Source organism: Pseudomonas tehranensis (assembly GCF_014268615.1).
GTDB classification, from domain to species: Bacteria; Pseudomonadota; Gammaproteobacteria; order Pseudomonadales; family Pseudomonadaceae; genus Aquipseudomonas; species Aquipseudomonas tehranensis.
In genome coordinates this window covers 1-16,785 of record NZ_JABWQV010000027.1, presented here as the reverse complement: position 1 = coordinate 16,785, position 16,785 = coordinate 1, and the positions used below count along the sequence as shown (strand labels likewise).

The window sequence follows — 16,785 nt, the reverse complement described above, 5'->3', positions numbered from 1 at the left end:
CGCGCCGAACAGCCCTGAAAGGAGAGAACCATGCAGATTCAAATCATCGCCAGCACTGATCGGAGTGACGCGAAGGGACTGCAAGACCGCGTATCCGAATTGCTCAGCGAGCTTGGTAACTACCATCGCAAAACGGTGCAAGCCGACGCCTACGGCGCCAACGGTCTGGTCGACATTTTGGAGGTCAGGGCTACGGACGGTCAGTGCGAAATCATGGTGCTGAACTGCTCAAAACTTCAGATCCAGGCGGTGCTGGACTGGCAATCATGCGTCGAGGACGCCAATGAATTTGAAGACCTGGTGCTGTACCTGGTGCGACTACCAGACAGCAACCTGTAACGCCGGCTGCAACCGGCACCCTTGAAAGGAGAGAACCATGCGAGACACAGAACAACTTGAACAAACCGGACGTAGTGCCCTGCTCGGGCAATTCATCGGCGCAGTCGTGACAGTGGCGTTGATGGCGGTCGTCGCGGTCCAGGTGCCGGACTTGATGATTTGGATCCTCAGATAAACCAAAGTTGGTGCCATGGGGCTGCAACCCCATGGCACCTGCCACCCCTGAAAGGAGAGAACCATGCTAGATCAAACCCTCAACGGCGGCGCTGCCGAGGCTACCATGAACACGATTAGCATCGGTGACCAAGTCACCTACGTGAAGATGACGGCAACTGCCGGCGGCTACGCCCTTTCCGTCAAAGAAGCCAAAGTAATCGGGCTCGATGGCGGCATCGCAAAGCTTCGCAGCCGCAACGGCCGCACCAGCATCCAGCCGCTTCACAAGCTCACTGCGGCTGGCCAGCGAAACGCGCTGACCCGTGCATTGCTGGGGGACGCATGATGACTGATGCCCCATCCCACTGCACCGTCGAGAACATAAAGAAATTCAAGGTGAAGGACACGTGGAAAGACTTCGAGGTCATCCTTGAAGTCAGACTGGATCGTCTGACCATCGAACGCGCGAACATGATCAACGACTTCTGGACCGGTGCGGAGGATCGCCTTAGCGAAGAGGACGGCGACGCTATCCGCACGGTCGTTCGACTAGCTGGGCTGGAGGTCATTTGCGAAATGCTGGAGGACAGGGGCGGACACTTTACTGCCACCTGCCACAGCTACCCAGCGAAAGCCGCGACCAAAAAGCTGCACTGCAATGAAGGTTGGGGCGGTGAGATCGAAGGGGACGACTTCGGGTGGTGTGGTATCCGTGTTGTTGCAGCAGATGTGCAACTTCCTGGCTTCGAAGAATTAGCGTTAGCGGAGGTATCCAATGCCTGAATCGACCACCCGCCTGCGACCCACCATGGCCAGCCACCGTCTTGACCTTCCCAGCATTTGCGACATCTGCGGGCGTGCTCGATCGATCCGGCGACACGAACGCTGCAGCAAGCAACGTCAGCAACGGAAAACAGAAGAATGGGCTGCCTTGATGGCGGAAAAGCTTGCCGCGAAAGTTGCAAAAGGTCGCCGCCGGACTAGGCATTAAGGATCTGAACCATGAATACCATCGCACAACAAGCTTTAGAACGAGCCAGAGCACGCTCTGCCAGTAAAACTCCCCAAACGCCATCCAACCGCCGGCGTTTCTGGACGACATCCGAGGAGTCGCGGCTGGGGTCGCTGTACGCCACCACCCCGATGTCACAACTGGTTGAAATTTTTGGCCGCCCGAAGTCCGCGATTTATGGCAAAGCAAAAGAGCTCGGCCTGAAGCGCAGCGCAGAGTTCTTGGCTAGCGAGCATTCAGGCCGGCTACGTCGTGACGGCAACATAGGCACGGCGACGCGCTTTCAAAAAGGACATGGCACCTGGAACAAAGGAAAGCCGTTCGCAGCAGGTGGCAGATCCACAGAGACACAATTCACAAGTGGGCACCTGCCACACAATCACGTGCCTATCGGCACAGAGGTGCTGGCCTCGGACGGGTATCTGAAAATTAAGGTGGCCGAGCCCAACAAATGGGAATGGACGCACCGTCGCAATTGGGAGGCAGTGCATGGCGCTATTCCAAAGGGCATGGTGCTGGTCTTCAGAACCGCAGACCATACAAACTGCTCTGTTGGCAATCTGGAACTGATCACGCGGCGCGAACTGATGAGCCGCAACACGATTCAGCGATTTCCACCGGAGCTCAAGCAAACCATTCGCCTGCTGGGCAAACTGAAAAGAACGATCGAGGCCACCAATGAATAACAAAATGACCGATCTGAGAAATCATCTGTTTGCCACCCTGGAGGCGCTTCAGGACCAAGACAAACCGATGGAGATCGAGCGAGCCAAAGCAATTGCTGAAGTGGGAAAAGTCCTGGTTGACTCCGCGAAGGTTGAGGTGATGTTTCTCAAAGTGATGGATGGCGAGGGGCACAGCACCGGTTTTATTGAGTCGGAAAAACCTTTACCAGCGCTGCAAGGGAGATAGTCGAAGGTGAGTAAGCTGGATCGATTTATGAGGGAACGGGACGTTATCGCCGTTACATCCCTGTCACACGCAACGCTTTGGCGGGCAATGAAAAGCGGACGATTTCCACGCCCTGTTTCGATCTCTCCCGGCAGAGTGGGATGGCGAGAATCTGCTATCGTCGCCTGGCAGCAAAATCCTACAGAATGGAAACCAACCGAGGCCGCTTAAGCGGCCTCATTTATTTGGAAGATTTGCATCGATTACGTTCTTCTGCAGCCATACTGACCACCGCTGCAGGCCGGACTTTTTCTCTTTGAAGTAGGTGTACCGATCGTAATGTTTCGATCCTACATCGCCGAATGCATGCCCTTGAATCCGGTCCTTCAATTCCTTATCAAGCCCCGCCACGCCCATCAGCGTTTTGCATGTGCGGCGAATATCGCGCAGGGTGAAAGGACCGTTGAATTTCTCCGTGTGACGACCGTAGAGCTTTGTAACTGCCCGGGACAGCGATTGCGTGTGCAGCGCCTTACCATCCGCCTTGCCTATAAACGGGTAGGCACTGGATTCGCTGACTTCATCCATCACTTTCAGACTTTGGCGCATCAGTTTGTTGAACGGCACGACGTGTAACGACCGCTCCCCTTCGATCCCCTTGCCCCCGCTTTTTCCCTTCCTATTCCGGATTATCAGGTGGTCCTTGAGGTAGTGGCGCCGCTCGGTAGCCAAAACTTGCTCCGGCCGCTGGCCGCCGGATGCGATCAGGAATTTCAGCAGCTCGGATGTCACCAGGCTCAAATGCTCAGGTAATAGCTGCCAGAGTGTCGCCAGCTCCTCCGTAGAAAGGGCACGATCACCAGGCTGCTCCCAATCGTCCTGGACCGGCACGCTGGCCACCGGGTTGCTCACCAGACCGAACCGCACCTGAACCTTGAGATAACTGCGCGGGTTGTATTCCTGCTCCAGCCCCACCTGGAAAGCTGCATGCAGCTGAGACCTGACACGATTGCAGTAAGTGGTGATGCCAGCGTTGATCATCTTTACGATGATGTTGCGAATCTGGACGGGGCCGACGAGCGAGGCTGGCTTGCTCACCAGATCCGGGAACGGATCACTCACATAATGCTTGAGAGACCACTTAACATCGGCAGCCGATGCAGCGCCTTCGGTTTCGAGCTTCTTTACGTAAAGATCAAGCAGATCCTGGAACGTACCAGGCGAGGCTCGCACCCCCTTTTCTTCACGGCACTTATCCCGCGCGGTCGTGAGTTTCATCTCCGGCCATGTACCGAGCTTGGTCAGTTTCTTTTTACCGGCGACATGCCGTTGAAAGTAAAACTCCTTTGTCCCGCTGGGACGCACCTTAAGAACGAGTACCCCTTCGCCTTTTGCCGTGCGGCCATCTGAAATGACGTAGTCCCTCTCGCGAGGTTTCAGCGCTTGAATCTGCTTTTCCGTGAGCATTGGTGACAGTTCCTGGTGACAGTCGGCCAGATCTAAGGTGATAGCGAGTGAAACAACACGATTGAACACCACCCTCTAAGAGCCGCGATTCTACTGGGCTACCGACTGGAATTGATATCCCCTGTGACACCATGAGACTGCACTAGTAAAAGCTTCCCAAGCTGATAACGAGGGTTCGATTCCCTTCACCCGCTCCAATCAGATTCTGGTCTCACGTCATGTGATTTGACGGGGGATATGAAAAAACCGGCTCTTGGTGGCCGGTTTTTTTATGGCTGATGTTTGATGCTTTTGTGGGCAAGCTGAGCTTTTACGGCGACTGTGGCATGGAGCGCGGGGCGAGGCGTAGGCTGAGATTGCCAGAATAGGGCTTCTGCGGTGCTCGCCCCAGCTTGGCACACGTCTCCAGATAATCAGTTACCGCCTCCTCAAACGCCGCTCGAAGCTCGGTGACAGATTCGCCGTGAAACCCGACGACATCCTTAATACCAGCGATGTGGCCTACAAACAGGCCGTCCTCATCGCTGTAGTCGATTCGGGCGGCGTAGCCTTGATAATTCATCACGTTCACGGGGTAACTCCTGTTTGTTCAAGGAAAGCCCGAGCATCACGTACCTGGTAGGGCTTTGCTTCTTTGTCAGTGACACCTTCTGCGAAACCGGCAAAATATTTCGGAAGCCCATCGCTTATCACCCATCGTGCACTCCGTTCTGCCGGGCACTATTTCCTATCCACCCAACTGTGGATAGCGGATGGCTCCCGCTTCCTTTGTAGGCAAGATCAATGCTGTGAGGGCGCAGGTGCCCTCACAACGTACCTGGCGACTACCCAGGTAACTGCTGATTATCCAGTACGCGATTCACCGCTAACTCACTCAACATGATCACCTGTTGCAGCACCATCATCGTGTTGCGCTGCGAGCCTTCCATTGCGCCGGCGATATCACTGGCCATATCGCTGGCCGACGCCAGCGATTCGCAGGCGTGGACAAGCAGCGTTTCGTCATCCACCGTTGGGTCGATGAGGAAGATGTTGCCGGACTTGCGGGGCGGTATCTGCGTTTTCGGCGCCCCGGGGTTGAGGTAGTAGCTGAGTGCGCGGTCTGCCGCCTCTTTTAGCTTCTTAGGATCGAGAGAGGCGTCGTAGGGTACTGGATCGATATCCGGGGGGTTTGGAGTTACTTTGAACATGTTTGACAATTCCTAAAGTGGAGCCGCAACCGTTCTCTACTAAAAGAAGGTGGCGGCTGTACGCAGGTTAGTAGACCGGAGGAATTGGCAAAACCGGCGCGCCCAAGGGCGCCCTGCGCACAACCACCATTAAGTGCAGGAAAAAACCTGACTGAATGGCGCTCATGCACCATACCAAAACCTATGGGCTACTAAACCCGACCACTGATGGGCAGTGGCAGGTAAACGATAGAGGCCGAGGGGCAAAGCGCACAAGCCAGCGGATTCTGACGCACGCGTAAGTAAGGACGCAAGGTGTCGTAGCCTTTGGGACGTAACGCGGGATGTCTTTAAACATACGCCTTGGGATGTGCTTATACGCAACAAACATCGAGAGTTTCGTTGATGTTTTGGGGACCGAATTGCCGGCAGCACTGCGTTAGATTCGGGGCGGGAAGACTGGGTGCTGGCTATCACCTTTGGCCTCGTTGATTGGGCTTTGAATCGTGCTCGTTGCGCACGGCAGGCACCTCAGAGCGTCGATAGGCTGGTGAGCGGCAGCGTGACGGGCGGCCCGTCTGCCGATTTCCTTCTGGCTATGTAGCTTGTCCGAGGATGGGTGTCCGGTGCGAAAGGCAGTGATCGGCCAGAAGCAGTCGTTCAAGCATACCGGGGATGTCTACCAGAGCGGGGTAGTCCAAGCAGTCATTCAATGCGCCCACAAAAAGCAGGCTCGATTCAGCTGAATGCGTTTTTTGATTTCAATCCTTTGCGTTGGGTAATAGATTACTTATTGAACATTTCGTAAAAAAGCGTAGCATTGCCGCCCATGATACTCGAACAGCTCAAAGCCCTGGGCAATGACACTCGCATGCAAATGATGGAGTGGCTCAAAGACCCGCTCAGCAATTTCCCCCCTCAGGATCATGGCGATCCTGCGATAGGCGTGTGCGTCACCCATTTGCAGCACAAGGCCGGGCTTTCACCTTCTACCGCGTCTGCACATTTAGCTATCTTGCAACGTGCAGGCTTCGTGCTGACCACCCGCATCGGAAAGTGGACTTACTACCGGCGCAATGAGCAGGCGATTGATGACTTTGCGGCTAGGCTGCTCATCGAATTGTAATTTTTAAACCTTCATTTCGTTATTTCGCGTAATGAGAAAACATGAGGAAACCCCTATGAGCAGCAAAACTATCTTCGTTGAACCCGGTGGCGGCTATGAAAAGGTTGTGGTTGGCAGCAGCGAAGTCCGAGCCGCAGCGCGTGGCGAAATCACCGTACGCCTTCATGCCAACTCGCTCAACTACCACGACTTCGCGGTGGTCAGCGGTATGTGGGGCCCTAGCGAAAAACGCATCCCCATGGCCGATGGTGCAGGTGAAGTCATTGCTGTCGGCCCAGATGTAACTGAATTCAAGGTGGGTGACTCGGTCGTCAGCACCTTCTTCCCGGAATGGATCAACGGTGCACCACTGGTTGAAGGCTTTGTCAGCGTGCCAGGTGATGGCATTGACGGCTACGCTCGTGAGCAAGTGACGGCCAACGCCACATCGTTCACCCTCGCGCCTATTGGCTACAGCCATGCTGAAGCGTCGACGCTTACCACCGCCGGCCTTACTGCATGGCGCGCCCTGATGGCCGATGACTCACTCAAGCCGGGCGACACCGTGCTCGTCCAAGGCACTGGTGGCGTTTCAATTTTCGCCCTGCAGTTCGCTAAAATGGCCGGTGCTACCGTTATTGCGACCTCTTCAAGCGACGAAAAACTTGAACGTCTGAAAGCGCTAGGCGCTGATCATGTGATCAATTACCGCAAAGACCTCAACTGGGGCGAAACTGCGCGCGCGCTAACGGGTGGCCGTGGTGTTGACCACATCATCGAAGTCGGCGGTCCTGCGACGCTTGAGCAATCGATGAGTGCAGTTCGAGTTGCTGGTCACATCTCCGTCATCGGCATATTGAGTGGCGTAAGTGGTGCAATGAATTTTGTACCGGCACTGATCAAGCAAGTGCGTCTGCAGGGTGTATTGGTGGGTAGCCGCAGCCAGCAGCAGGACATGATCCGAGCCATCAATGCTAATGGCATGCGCCCGATTATCGATCGTCATTTCCCTTTAAGCGAGATTGTCGAAGCGTTCAAGTATCAGGAAACCAATCAGCATTTCGGAAAAATTTGCCTGGATATCTAAGCACGCATGCATGGGCATGATCCGTATGCCTATCTCAAAGATGCACTGCCACGGCTGCCGACGCAGCGGACGAGAGAGATTGGCCCCATGCTGCCTGTCACAACCGGCAGCAAGGGGTCCAGGCTGTGTAAATTTTCGAACGCGACAGGTACTCAAAACCGGACTGGAAATCGCGCCTCTGCGCGAAATCCACATCTGCTGACGTGCCGATAAATTTCAGATTTAACGTCGCTTTTCGGCCCGTCCCCTTTTCGGTCATGCTCACCGTCTCCGTCCAAAATAAAGACGTTCCCATTTCCACGCCCTCGACGTCATCGAGCCCCCCTCTTGCAAGCCGAATACGCCTTGAGCCGGCTACCGCCACGGCATGACCAAAAAGGGTATCTCAGCGATAGAGCATCAAACATGCTTAGCGACAAAAGCGACGACGACAAACACGGTCAGAGCGAACCCTGCACCGATGCTGAACGGCAACCACGTAACGCGGAATGGGGTCGGGCGCCTCATTTCTTCAGCTAAAGCCTCCACCTCACGATGTAATTGCTCGATGCTTGATTGATAACTTCGATGTGTGGACATGTCTTTTTCTCCTCCCTGATCGGGGGCCCTGCTGAGTCAGTGAAACAAAGCCAGCGGACGTCAGTCGCTCATTTCCTATAGTCCGTCTGCGGTGCCACTATTTCCGATCTGCGCAGTTGTGGATAGCGGATGGTTCCCGCTTGGCTGTAGGCAAAATCAATGCTGTGAGGGCGCAGGTGCCCTCACAACGTACCTGGCGACTACCCAGGTAACTGCTGATTATCCAGTACGCGATTCACCGCTAACTCACTCAACATGATCACCTGTTGCAGCACCATCATCGTGTTGCGCTGCGAGCCTTCCATTGCGCCGGCGATATCACTGGCCATATCGCTGGCCGACGCCAGCGATTCGCAGGCGTGGACAAGCAGCGTTTCGTCATCCACCGTTGGGTCGATGAGGAAGATGTTGCCGGACTTGCGGGGCGGTATCTGCGTTTTCCGCGCCCCGGGATTGAGGTAGAAGTTGAGTGCGCGGTCTGCCGCCTCTTTTAGCTTCTTAGGATCGAGAGAGGCGTCGTAGGGTACTGGATTGATATCCGGGGGGTTGGGGGTAACTTTGAACATATGACTAATTCCAGAGTTGGGGCCGCAACCGCTCTCGACTAAAAGAGGGTGGCGGCTGTACGCAGGTTAGTCGACCGGTGGAATTAGCAAACCCGGCGCGCCCAAGGGCGCCCTGCGCACAACCACCATCAAGTACAGGAATAGAATGACCTGACTGAATGGCGCTCATGCACCTTGCTAAAACCGACCGGGCGACTAAACCCGACCACTGATGGGCAGTGGCAGGTAAACGATAGAGGCCGAGGGGCAAAGCGCACAAGCCAGCGGATTCTGACGCACGCGTAAGTAAGGACGCAAGGTGTCGTAGCCTTTAGGACGTAACGCCGGATGTCTTTAAACATGCGCCTTGGGATGTGTTTATACGCAACAAACATCGAGCGTTTCGTTGATTTTTTTTTGGGACTGAATTGTCGGCAGCACTGGACTTACCCCTCCTCAAACGACTGTTTTTTGGCCGATCGCTGCCTGTCGCAAGGGGCTTCAATCGACCCAAAGAAACCCTTGATGTATGTTTGTTGTCGCCAAATGTTATTGGCATTCATGGAGGATTCTGACTGATGGCACGTGTGGGATTGATACTTACACCCGGTTTTGCGGACTGGGAATATGCTTTCATTGCTGGAACTGCGTCCCCGTTTTACGGGATCGACGTCAGGTTTTTCGCTTCTGCTACGGGTCAGTTCCGCTCGCAGGGTGGATTGGCTGTAACGGTCGATAGCAGTTTGCAACATTGTCTGGACTGGAAACCGAACGTTGTTGTCGTCATTGGAGGAATGGTCTGGGAAAGTGCAGAAGCACCGGATATTCGAAGCTTTCTTCATGCTAGTCGTTCAAATGGAGCGACAATTGCCGGTATCTGTGGGGGAACTCTGGCACTTGCTAGGGCCGGGCTTCTCGACACGGTCCCTCATACCTCGAACAGCGCTGACTTCTTACAACAGAATGCCGTAGGTTATGAAGGGCGCACGCTTTATCGAAACAGTCCGGTAGCTGTGGTTGCAGACCGCATCATAACTGCTCCAGGCCCTGCACCCGTTAGCTTCACCTGCGCAGTGTTCGAAGGTGCTGGGCTATCTTCAGAGGTCATTTCTCAGTTCAGGTCAATGTTGGCAGCGGAACATCGGTGACCGCTTCGTCCTGCAAAACAGCTGATCCAGGTGATGTGTTCGAGTGGCCGCTCATGGCCCAATCAGCCTTGTGAAATGGAAGTCATCCCATGTTCGAACGTAACAAACTGGTTCCAGAATTAATGGTTACCAACCTGGAGGGTAGCTTAGCTTTTTGGGTTTCTTGCCTGGGGTTCAAAGTAGCTTATCAACGTCCGGAAGATGGATTTGCATACCTTAATTTGAATGGAGCTCAAGTAATGCTTGAACAGGTTGATTCGGACGCGGGTCAATGGCTGACGGCGCCGTTGACCAGGCCGTTTGGAAGAGGCATCAACCTACAGATTGATGTTGAGGCTGTCGCCCCAATCATCCAAAAACTTGATCAGGCTGGATTTTCACTCTACCGAGAATGCAAAGACACCTGGTATCGGGCTGAAAATGTAGAAGTAGGCCAGAGAGAATTCATCGTCCAGGATGCCGACGGTTATCTCGTAAGGTTGGTAGAGCGGTTGGGCGAGCGACCGGCTTGCTGAATCTGGATATGAACCAAGCCGACCGTCAGTTTTGGATCGTTTGCAGCCCCTCACGACGGGCAGAAATCGGCCAGAAGCCGTCGTTCAGAGTAGGGACATGACCCGCCTTCTTACTAGCGGCAAAACACTTCATAAGGTGTACTGCGCGCACCATGCGACAGACCCACACATTCTGTGGTGCACACAGCCCCCCTTACACGATAGCGTCTTTTCTCTTGAGTTTGATGCCGGCCTTCGATTAGATATGAGGCGGAAACGTTGTGACGTGAATAGCACCATCAAACACAAGGGAATAGCACTAAATGGCCAGGATAGAACCCGTTTTCGGCAGCATCAGCAGCGAAATCGAAAACCCCTACCAGCCGGGCGACGCCCAACTGATTGACGACGAGGTTGTCACGTTTTCAAAACCCAAGATTTTTGATTTTTCCGGGCGTATTTCTCTGGCGCGCTTCTGGCTGATTCGTGTGCCCTTGGTGCTGGTTCTTCCGTGCATTTTGCTGTCGTTCTTTATGGTGGGGTTGCGCCATCAACTGGTCGTTTTGCTGATAGTCGGTGTCACCGTTGTCATTCCTGCCATCCTGCTCGACGTGTCTCTACTGGTACGCAGGGCACGTGATCTAGGCTGGAGTCCGATATGGGGAATTCTCTGGGTGTTCCCTGTTATCGGCTTTGTGATAACGCTTCCGCTCATCATGCTTCCGGGGCGTAAAGCGATTAATAAATACGGCCCGCCCAATCCACCTCTCTCGACGTTGGTAAAGCTACTTACCGCGCTGTTGGTGGTGCTGGTGCTTGTAATTTCAACCGTGCTAGTTGCGTATTTTCCCCAATACTCCCCACAGGCACTCTACGAGTGGTTCGTTAATGCATTGGCTCAGGCATAACGTTAGCGTACGCGAAGTCCATGCTTCGCCTCATTGCGCGGCGCCAAGTGCTCAGGTGCTTGTAGAGAGCGCTGCGCGCACCACGCGATAGCCCTGCGTACGCCGCGGTGATGTCCATTGGGAAAAGAGAACAGATTGATTTCTCTGCTCTAAACGTCCGCTCTTGGCCGAAAGCTGCCCTTGAAGAAAGGCAGAACCGGCCATTTTCTACCGGTCATAACAGTCAGCCATCAGCCATCAGCCAAAGCGTACCTCTGGCCTCAAGATGAGTCTTTGAACCTCTCCAGGAAAGCAGGCTTTACTCAATTTCCATCAATCAACACTCCAACCTCAGCCACCCCCTCCCCCACCGAAACACCTTGCAACCCTTACCTGATTGAGAATTCCCCCACGCCTCTCTAAATTTTTTCCCACAACGCCGGGCCCCTCTGACAGCGAATCGCTGCCATGTCGGAGTTGCAGTTTGTACAACTTCGACACTGAGAGGAGGGGCTTATGACTGCCCTAGAACCGTTCTTTTTTGCCGACTTTCTCGGCACCGCCACGTGGTTGTGGCTCGTTTTTATCAGCATCGTTATCAGCCTGTTGGTCTTCGACCTCGGGGTGTTACACCGTGAGCATCGAGAAATCGGCGTGCGTGAAAGCCTGCTGCTGTCTGCTGGCTATATCACGGCCAGTTTGCTGTTTGGGCTCTGGGTCTGGCAGGTCAAGGGCGGTGACGCCGGGATGGATTTCTACACCGGCTTTCTGATCGAGAAATCGTTGTCGATGGACAACGTATTCCTGATGGCGATGATCTTCAGCTTTCTCTCAATCCCGCGTAAGTATCAGCACGAGGTGCTGTTCTGGGGCATTCTCGGTGTGATCGTGCTGCGCGCGATCATGATTGGCCTAGGTGCGGCGCTGATCGCCGAGTTCAGCTGGATTCTCTACGTGTTCGGCATCTTCCTGCTGTTGACCGGGGCCAAGATGCTGTTCAGTAAGATCGATGACCACCCGGACCTTAGCGAAAACCTGCTGGTGAAGTTCCTGCGCAAACACATGCGGGTTACCGATCGCTTGCATGAAGGGCGCTTCTTCGTCCGCCAGGCGGATGCCAGTGGTACGTCCGTGCTCTGGGCGACGCCGTTGTTCCTGGCCCTGGTGCTGATTGAATGTGCCGACTTGGTGTTCGCTGTGGACAGCGTGCCGGCGATCTTTGCCATCACTCAGGATCCCTTCATCGTCTATACCTCTAACATCTTCGCCATCCTTGGCCTGCGTGCGTTGTATTTCGCTCTGGCGGCGATGATTCACCGCTTCGCCTATCTCAAGTACGCCCTGGCGCTGGTGCTGGTGTTTATCGGCGGCAAGATTTTCCTGGTCGGCATCATCGGCAAGATTCCGGCGGTGATTTCCCTGAGCGTGACCCTGGCTTTGTTGCTGGGCGGTGTGTTGCTATCGCTTTGGAAAACCCGCGACCAGGCCTCTGCTCGCTCGCAGGTTTAGATCCATACAGGTGACGGCCGCTACACGAAAACAATATTGGCGCCTGCCATCGGGGGGCCATAGGCCGATGTCGTTGAATGGGTGAGGGGCAGCCGAGTGAGCCGCCCCTCGTCACTTAAACGCGATGTACTGTTGTGTAGGCGCGTTGGTGAATAGTCCGCCACCTTTCGATGCGTTCTCAAATGCAGACGCGAATTGGTAGAGTCCGATATCGTTCATCTGCACGACCTTGCTTTCATTCTTCGATCCGTGGAGCGAGTGAAAGACAATGCCTCGAACGGGAATCCCCCCTGGGTTGATTAATGCGTTGAGGATTTTTACAGGTAAATCCGTCTTCGTTTCAGGCCCTATGTACGATGCGTTTTTGTTTGCCATATTGATAAGGCACCAGAACAACCATTTGGGTGACATTTGCTGGCCGGTACTGGGATGACCCAGTGTCGCGTTGACGCTTCCTTTCGCTTCAACAATCAGGTACTCAATTACGTTGCCTGTGCGCATGTCGCGTTTGACCCAGATCTGGTCTATTCCATTGGGGCGCATCCCGTTTGCGGACTTCCCCATTTTCATCTGGTAGTCCGTGCCATACGCGGTGATCAGGAGTTTGCTTGCTGCATATTCCCCGCGGGCCGACGTTATGGACTGCGAGGTCTTCAGATCTCCACGAAGGTTCGTGTAGTGGGTGCTCAAGCGATTTCCAGATTTGACATCGTTTCTTTTGAACCGGTCCCAGCCGAGGCTGTGATCCTCCCCCTGAAGCCAGGTGTTCACCGCTTCCCTGGTCGGGGCGTCGAGCCTGGAAACGGCGTCGTAGTGATCCCACGCTTCTTTTGCCTGCCGACGCACGATCCCTTGCTGCCGTATATCCTCGAATGCCAGCAACATCTGCGCACGATGCGTCCGAATCCACTGCACATGCTGATTAGTTGAGTCGAACAGCGGATGACTATGGGCGCTACCTTGGGTATGACGCGCATCCCGCCTCAGTGCCTGTGAGATTTCAGTTTGGCCCTGCACGTCGAGTAGAACGAGTTGGTCGGCGCTGGAATTGCTCGGCAGTACAGCGTGACGGTTCACAATCTGGCTGACCACGCTACTCTCGGGCGGATCCAGCAACTTTCGTATGCCTATCGTTCCGAGGGCTGTGTACGGGTATTGCTGGCTCGATAAAAGCGTCAGGTTATTCGTGGTCAGATCCAGCGCAGGTTGGTCACCCAGATAGAGATCTACTTTCAGACCGCCAGGCCGCCCCGCTTCCAGGTTGTTCAAGATGCGTTGATTCAACGGGTCGTTGGTGTCGGTATAACTGGTCAACTGGTTCATATCAGGCGCCGTCCGTTGGCAAGGGTAAAGGCCGGATACAGAGCCGCAGTGAACGGTCGTTTACGGTCACTATCACTACGCGGGGCTTAATAGCAGCATAGAACACTGTCTCTAGAGTGTGAGTCTGAATTCAAAACCGGTGTAACGGGCGCTCAGGGGCATTCAGCGGGAATACGCGGATGCCTGTAAGAAGCCGCCTGCGCAAGCGGCATGACGCGAAATGGGCCGGCCGCACATCGCCAACATGCACAGGGTGCTGGATCCTATTGTTTGCACGGTTCCGATCAGTGCAGGCGGGAACACCCGAAAATATCAACCGCCCCCCGGCAAATGCCCCAACGGCAGCGCCCCCGGCGTCTTCACCGTATGAATCGCAAAATTGCTCCGGATGTCACTCACCCCCGGCAACTTCAGCAGTCGCCCAGTGAGAAAACGGTCGTAGGCCCGCAAGTCCGGCACCACCACTTGCAACAGAAAGTCCGATTCGCCTGACACCAGAAACGCCGAGATCACCTCCGGCAACGCCGTGACCGCTTGGCGAAACGCTTCGGCCTGTTCGTCGTTGTGCCGTTCAACCTTGACGCCGACAAAGATTGTCAGCCCCAGACCCACTTCGTCGCGATCGAGGACGGCCTGGTAGCCGCGAATCACGCCGGCCTCTTCCAGCATCCGCACGCGGCGCAGGCACGGTGAGGCGGACAGGCCGATTTCTTCGGCCAGTTGCACGTTGCTGAGGCGGCCGTCGCGTTGCAGCGCGGCGAGGATTTTGCGGTCGAAGGCATCCAGTTTCATGAATTGGCAGTTTCCGATTGAACATCGTGATTGCTTGGCAGGTTATGCCAATTTCAGAAGCTTTAGAAGCTGACTTCGCAACCACCTGCCCTGCCCGTCAGCCCTAGACTGGCCCTACCGAAATCGTCGATATGCAGGGGGATGGTGTGGCAGAGCTCTGGTTGTTTTTGATGGCGTTAGTGGTGGTGTATCTGTTGCCCGGCCCGGACATGATCCTGCTGCTGCAAACCGGCGCTCGTCAGGGTAAAGGCGCGGCGCTGGCGACAGCCGTGGGTCTGGGGATCGCTCGGGGGTGTCATGTCGCGCTGGCAGCGTTGGGGCTCTCGGCGTTGTTCAAGACCGCGCCCTGGACCTTTGACGTGGTGCGCCTGGCCGGTGCCGCGTACTTGCTATGGATTGGTTTTCAATGCCTGCGCACTTCGTTGTTGCCAAGCTTTGAAGGGGCCGGCGTTGAGGCAGGAAGACGACAGTGGCAGCAGGCGATTCGACGCGGGTTGTTGACCAACCTGCTCAATCCCAAAGCGCTGCTGTTTTGCTCGGTGTTGTTACCGCAGTTCATCGACCCACAGGGCGGGCCAGTGCTTGGGCAGTTTGCAACCCTCGGCGTGGTGTTGGTCAGCGTCGGCTTGCTGTTTGACAGCGCCTATGCGCTGGTGGGCGTGGCGCTCGGGCGCTGGCTCCAGCGCTCTCCTTCGGCCCAGCGTATGCAGCAGTGGTTGTTTGGGAGTCTTTTGATTGGGTTTGCTGTGCGGCTGACGTTTGTGCAGCAGTCGTAGCGCGGATGCATTTCGTTGTTCTTCTCACATCCAGAAATAACCCCAACCCGCCTCACCGCCGCCCTTGTATGACGCGGCTTCTAGACTGGGTTGCGATGACAGCGCTTGCTTACACTCGGTGGTTATAGCGTTGATCATCAGAGCAAGGTGGGGATAGTACCCACCAAGCACACCACGCGGAGGTGATGCACTCCCGGAGAACGATTGACATGCTTTACCCGATTGCAATTTCCATGGGCGATGAGAAGCACGCCTGGGGCGTTGAAGTACCAGATATTCCCGGTTGTTTTTCTGCTGGCGATGACCTGGACGATGCCATGGCGATGGCCCGCGAGGCTATTGAGGGGCACTTCGAGATTCTAGCGGAGGACGGCTCGCCGATTCCATCGGCCAATACAGTCACCTTGCATGCGGCCAATGCTAAATACGCAGGCTGCACCTGGGCGCTGGTGGATATTGATGTGACCAAATATCTGGGTAAGGCGCAGAAGCTCAACATCACCTTGCCCGGCTATCTGCTGAACCGTATCGACGATTACGTGCTGCACCATCCTGAAGAAAAAAGCCGTTCCGGGTTTCTCGCTTCGGCGGCGCTGAAGGTGTTGCAGCAAGGACGTTGAAAGCAGACCTGCCCCACACCCTGTGGGAGCGAGCCTGCTCGCGATAGCACCCGGTCAGCCGACATCGATTCCGCTGATCCGACGCCATCGCCCGCAGGGCTCACACATCCAGCTCTTGCAACAAGCCGGTTATTTTTTCTCCGAGCCGGACTCCTGCATCTGCACCGACGACTTGGTGCCATCGGTGTTGTCCTTGGTCTCGTTGTCCGAGTTGTCAAAGCAGCCTTGCAGGGCGAACAGGCAACAGGTCAAGCAAAAAGTGCGCGCAAGATTCATGGTGTACTCCGATTGAGGGCTTTAAGCAGTGACCTCCGGATACGGCAAATGGTTGCGACGACCTTGCGGGTCAATGAACTTAAGGCCGCGCCGCCCATGTCGGTAGAATTTTCATCGCTTCGTTGCTGTCACACCAGACAGGTGCATCCCAGAAGGAAACGCAGCAATGAATTTCGCAAAAATCGCACAAAAACTGGCCCTGTGGGCGGGGAGCCCCAAGACATTTTTGGGGGCGCTGGTGTTGTTGGTGCTCTGGGCCGCCAGCGGGCCGCTTTTCCAGTTCAACGATACCTGGCAACTGATCATCAACACCTCGACCACGATCATCACTTTCCTGATGGTGTTCCTGATTCAGAACACACAGAACCGCGATACCGACATCTTGCATCTGAAGGTGGACGAGCTGATACGGGCGACCAAGCATGCACACAACGCGATGCTCGGCCTGGAGTCCCTGGACCTCAAGCAATTGGAAGCGATGCGAAAACACTACCAGGCGATGGGTGAGGAGGAAGCCAAAAACCTTGGCGCCGAACAAGGCCTGGAGCAAAAAAACAAGATCGATCTGAATCAGTGCTGAGCAGACGGCGCGAGTGGGGATTGCCCACTC

At 55.2% G+C, this 16,785-nt stretch carries 23 protein-coding genes and 2 pseudogenes; 17 read left to right on the top strand and 8 right to left on the bottom strand.

The features are described from left to right. Nucleotides 1–30 precede the first annotated feature (30 nt). The 7 genes from HU811_RS07815 to HU811_RS07785 all read left to right on the top strand — a co-directional run bounded on the left by HU811_RS07815 (nt 31) and on the right by HU811_RS07785 (nt 2,629). On the top strand, nt 31–339 hold the full coding sequence (locus HU811_RS07815) for a hypothetical protein (protein WP_186655074.1): 309 nt from the start codon (nt 31–33) through the stop codon (nt 337–339). A 37-nt stretch (nt 340–376) separates the two neighbouring features. Further along, nucleotides 377–514: a hypothetical protein gene (locus HU811_RS07810; protein ID WP_186655071.1), complete on the top strand. Its 138-nt coding sequence runs from the start codon at nt 377–379 to the stop codon at nt 512–514. Between the two features lie 63 nt (nt 515–577). Further along, nucleotides 578–841 carry a hypothetical protein gene (locus HU811_RS07805; RefSeq protein WP_186655068.1) on the top strand — a complete coding sequence of 88 codons (264 nt, stop codon included), beginning with the start codon at nt 578–580 and terminating at the stop codon, nt 839–841. Then, nucleotides 838–1,278 (top strand): DUF2528 family protein, encoded by a 441-nt coding sequence (locus tag HU811_RS07800; RefSeq protein WP_186655066.1) that lies wholly within the window; start codon nt 838–840, stop codon nt 1,276–1,278. Before HU811_RS07805 ends, HU811_RS07800 begins: the two co-directional genes overlap by 4 nt. A gap of 219 nt (nt 1,279–1,497) precedes the next feature. Further along, nucleotides 1,498–2,193, top strand: coding sequence for an HNH endonuclease signature motif containing protein (locus HU811_RS07795; protein WP_186655064.1), 696 nt, complete (start codon nt 1,498–1,500; stop codon nt 2,191–2,193). Beyond that, on the top strand, nt 2,186–2,419 hold the full coding sequence (locus HU811_RS07790) for a hypothetical protein (RefSeq protein ID WP_186655062.1): 234 nt from the start codon (nt 2,186–2,188) through the stop codon (nt 2,417–2,419). Before HU811_RS07795 ends, HU811_RS07790 begins: the two co-directional genes overlap by 8 nt. 27 nt (nt 2,420–2,446) lie before the next feature. Further along, a complete protein-coding gene (locus HU811_RS07785; protein ID WP_189674036.1) occupies nt 2,447–2,629 on the top strand; it encodes a helix-turn-helix transcriptional regulator in 183 nt (60 codons plus the stop codon). A 6-nt stretch (nt 2,630–2,635) separates the two neighbouring features. Here the strand turns inward: HU811_RS07785 and HU811_RS07780 are convergent, their stop codons facing one another. From HU811_RS07780 to HU811_RS07770, 3 genes and pseudogenes are all read right to left on the bottom strand, one after another. Further along, nucleotides 2,636–3,865: a tyrosine-type recombinase/integrase gene (locus HU811_RS07780; protein WP_186655058.1), complete on the bottom strand. Its 1,230-nt coding sequence runs from the start codon at nt 3,863–3,865 to the stop codon at nt 2,636–2,638. Between the two features lie 269 nt (nt 3,866–4,134). Continuing rightward, nucleotides 4,135–4,436, bottom strand: a pseudogene (locus tag HU811_RS07775) (type II toxin-antitoxin system HicB family antitoxin). 253 nt (nt 4,437–4,689) lie between these two features. Then, entirely contained in the window at nt 4,690–5,055 is a 366-nt protein-coding gene (locus tag HU811_RS07770) for a DUF6124 family protein (RefSeq protein ID WP_186655056.1), read from the bottom strand. An 808-nt stretch (nt 5,056–5,863) separates the two neighbouring features. Here HU811_RS07770 and HU811_RS07765 point away from each other — a divergent pair. The 3 genes and pseudogenes from HU811_RS07765 to HU811_RS07755 all read left to right on the top strand — a co-directional run. Beyond that, complete coding sequence (locus HU811_RS07765; protein ID WP_092397267.1) at nt 5,864–6,160, top strand: ArsR/SmtB family transcription factor; 297 nt, start codon at nt 5,864–5,866, stop codon at nt 6,158–6,160. A 55-nt stretch (nt 6,161–6,215) separates the two neighbouring features. Next, nucleotides 6,216–7,226 (top strand): zinc-dependent alcohol dehydrogenase family protein, encoded by a 1,011-nt coding sequence (locus HU811_RS07760; RefSeq protein ID WP_092460027.1) that lies wholly within the window; start codon nt 6,216–6,218, stop codon nt 7,224–7,226. Next, nucleotides 7,227–7,322 (top strand): annotated as a pseudogene (locus tag HU811_RS07755) (transposase domain-containing protein); the annotation flags it as partial. A gap of 303 nt (nt 7,323–7,625) precedes the next feature. Here the strand turns inward: HU811_RS07755 and HU811_RS07750 are convergent. Together HU811_RS07750 and HU811_RS07745 are read right to left on the bottom strand one after the other, a co-directional pair. Continuing rightward, nucleotides 7,626–7,805, bottom strand: coding sequence for a hypothetical protein (locus tag HU811_RS07750; RefSeq protein WP_186655054.1), 180 nt, complete (start codon nt 7,803–7,805; stop codon nt 7,626–7,628). Nucleotides 7,806–8,005: 200 nt separating this feature from the next. Further along, on the bottom strand, nt 8,006–8,371 hold the full coding sequence (locus tag HU811_RS07745; protein WP_186655051.1) for a DUF6124 family protein: 366 nt from the start codon (nt 8,369–8,371) through the stop codon (nt 8,006–8,008). Between the two features lie 557 nt (nt 8,372–8,928). On the opposite strand from HU811_RS07745, the gene HU811_RS07740 reads away from it, so the two are divergent. From HU811_RS07740 to HU811_RS07725, 4 genes are all read left to right on the top strand, one after another. Next, nucleotides 8,929–9,498, top strand: coding sequence for a DJ-1/PfpI family protein (locus HU811_RS07740; protein ID WP_186655048.1), 570 nt, complete (start codon nt 8,929–8,931; stop codon nt 9,496–9,498). Between the two features lie 89 nt (nt 9,499–9,587). Further along, a complete protein-coding gene (locus HU811_RS07735) occupies nt 9,588–10,013 on the top strand; it encodes a bleomycin resistance protein (RefSeq protein ID WP_186655045.1) in 426 nt (141 codons plus the stop codon). Between the two features lie 302 nt (nt 10,014–10,315). Beyond that, nucleotides 10,316–10,900, top strand: coding sequence for a DUF805 domain-containing protein (locus HU811_RS07730; protein ID WP_186655043.1), 585 nt, complete (start codon nt 10,316–10,318; stop codon nt 10,898–10,900). Between the two features lie 495 nt (nt 10,901–11,395). Further along, nucleotides 11,396–12,388, top strand: coding sequence for a TerC family protein (locus tag HU811_RS07725; RefSeq protein ID WP_186655042.1), 993 nt, complete (start codon nt 11,396–11,398; stop codon nt 12,386–12,388). A 111-nt stretch (nt 12,389–12,499) separates the two neighbouring features. Here HU811_RS07725 and HU811_RS07720 read toward each other — a convergent pair whose 3' ends face one another. Continuing rightward, nucleotides 12,500–13,711, bottom strand: coding sequence for a hypothetical protein (locus HU811_RS07720; protein ID WP_186655041.1), 1,212 nt, complete (start codon nt 13,709–13,711; stop codon nt 12,500–12,502). Nucleotides 13,712–14,023: 312 nt separating this feature from the next. Next, nucleotides 14,024–14,503, bottom strand: coding sequence for an Lrp/AsnC family transcriptional regulator (locus tag HU811_RS07715; protein ID WP_092397234.1), 480 nt, complete (start codon nt 14,501–14,503; stop codon nt 14,024–14,026). Nucleotides 14,504–14,649: 146 nt separating this feature from the next. Between HU811_RS07715 and HU811_RS07710 the strand changes: the two genes are divergently transcribed. Together HU811_RS07710 and HU811_RS07705 are read left to right on the top strand one after the other, a co-directional pair. Further along, entirely contained in the window at nt 14,650–15,279 is a 630-nt protein-coding gene (locus HU811_RS07710) for a LysE family translocator (RefSeq protein WP_186655040.1), read from the top strand. A 209-nt stretch (nt 15,280–15,488) separates the two neighbouring features. Next, nucleotides 15,489–15,899: a type II toxin-antitoxin system HicB family antitoxin gene (locus tag HU811_RS07705; protein WP_092397230.1), complete on the top strand. Its 411-nt coding sequence runs from the start codon at nt 15,489–15,491 to the stop codon at nt 15,897–15,899. Between the two features lie 129 nt (nt 15,900–16,028). Here HU811_RS07705 and HU811_RS07700 read toward each other — a convergent pair whose 3' ends face one another. Further along, complete coding sequence (locus HU811_RS07700) at nt 16,029–16,175, bottom strand: hypothetical protein (RefSeq protein WP_177193336.1); 147 nt, start codon at nt 16,173–16,175, stop codon at nt 16,029–16,031. Nucleotides 16,176–16,341: 166 nt separating this feature from the next. On the opposite strand from HU811_RS07700, the gene HU811_RS07695 reads away from it, so the two are divergent. Then, a complete protein-coding gene (locus HU811_RS07695) occupies nt 16,342–16,755 on the top strand; it encodes a low affinity iron permease family protein (RefSeq protein ID WP_092454434.1) in 414 nt (137 codons plus the stop codon). Nucleotides 16,756–16,785: the final 30 nt, after the last annotated feature.

What these genes read in the sequence shown, in the direction of transcription:
- HU811_RS07815 (WP_186655074.1), top strand. Translation starts at nt 31, where the DNA reads ATGCAGATTCAAATCATCGCCAGCACTGATCGGAGTGACGCGAAGGGA.
- HU811_RS07810 (WP_186655071.1), top strand. Translation starts at nt 377, where the DNA reads ATGCGAGACACAGAACAACTTGAACAAACCGGACGTAGTGCCCTGCTC.
- HU811_RS07805 (WP_186655068.1), top strand. Translation starts at nt 578, where the DNA reads ATGCTAGATCAAACCCTCAACGGCGGCGCTGCCGAGGCTACCATGAAC.
- HU811_RS07800 (WP_186655066.1), top strand. Translation starts at nt 838, where the DNA reads ATGATGACTGATGCCCCATCCCACTGCACCGTCGAGAACATAAAGAAA.
- HU811_RS07795 (WP_186655064.1), top strand. Translation starts at nt 1,498, where the DNA reads ATGAATACCATCGCACAACAAGCTTTAGAACGAGCCAGAGCACGCTCT.
- HU811_RS07790 (WP_186655062.1), top strand. Translation starts at nt 2,186, where the DNA reads ATGAATAACAAAATGACCGATCTGAGAAATCATCTGTTTGCCACCCTG.
- HU811_RS07785 (WP_189674036.1), top strand. Translation starts at nt 2,447, where the DNA reads ATGAGGGAACGGGACGTTATCGCCGTTACATCCCTGTCACACGCAACG.
- HU811_RS07780 (WP_186655058.1), bottom strand. Translation starts at nt 3,865, where the DNA reads ATGCTCACGGAAAAGCAGATTCAAGCGCTGAAACCTCGCGAGAGGGAC.
- HU811_RS07770 (WP_186655056.1), bottom strand. Translation starts at nt 5,055, where the DNA reads ATGTTCAAAGTAACTCCAAACCCCCCGGATATCGATCCAGTACCCTAC.
- HU811_RS07765 (WP_092397267.1), top strand. Translation starts at nt 5,864, where the DNA reads ATGATACTCGAACAGCTCAAAGCCCTGGGCAATGACACTCGCATGCAA.
- HU811_RS07760 (WP_092460027.1), top strand. Translation starts at nt 6,216, where the DNA reads ATGAGCAGCAAAACTATCTTCGTTGAACCCGGTGGCGGCTATGAAAAG.
- HU811_RS07750 (WP_186655054.1), bottom strand. Translation starts at nt 7,805, where the DNA reads ATGTCCACACATCGAAGTTATCAATCAAGCATCGAGCAATTACATCGT.
- HU811_RS07745 (WP_186655051.1), bottom strand. Translation starts at nt 8,371, where the DNA reads ATGTTCAAAGTTACCCCCAACCCCCCGGATATCAATCCAGTACCCTAC.
- HU811_RS07740 (WP_186655048.1), top strand. Translation starts at nt 8,929, where the DNA reads ATGGCACGTGTGGGATTGATACTTACACCCGGTTTTGCGGACTGGGAA.
- HU811_RS07735 (WP_186655045.1), top strand. Translation starts at nt 9,588, where the DNA reads ATGTTCGAACGTAACAAACTGGTTCCAGAATTAATGGTTACCAACCTG.
- HU811_RS07730 (WP_186655043.1), top strand. Translation starts at nt 10,316, where the DNA reads ATGGCCAGGATAGAACCCGTTTTCGGCAGCATCAGCAGCGAAATCGAA.
- HU811_RS07725 (WP_186655042.1), top strand. Translation starts at nt 11,396, where the DNA reads ATGACTGCCCTAGAACCGTTCTTTTTTGCCGACTTTCTCGGCACCGCC.
- HU811_RS07720 (WP_186655041.1), bottom strand. Translation starts at nt 13,711, where the DNA reads ATGAACCAGTTGACCAGTTATACCGACACCAACGACCCGTTGAATCAA.
- HU811_RS07715 (WP_092397234.1), bottom strand. Translation starts at nt 14,503, where the DNA reads ATGAAACTGGATGCCTTCGACCGCAAAATCCTCGCCGCGCTGCAACGC.
- HU811_RS07705 (WP_092397230.1), top strand. Translation starts at nt 15,489, where the DNA reads ATGCTTTACCCGATTGCAATTTCCATGGGCGATGAGAAGCACGCCTGG.
- HU811_RS07700 (WP_177193336.1), bottom strand. Translation starts at nt 16,175, where the DNA reads ATGAATCTTGCGCGCACTTTTTGCTTGACCTGTTGCCTGTTCGCCCTG.
- HU811_RS07695 (WP_092454434.1), top strand. Translation starts at nt 16,342, where the DNA reads ATGAATTTCGCAAAAATCGCACAAAAACTGGCCCTGTGGGCGGGGAGC.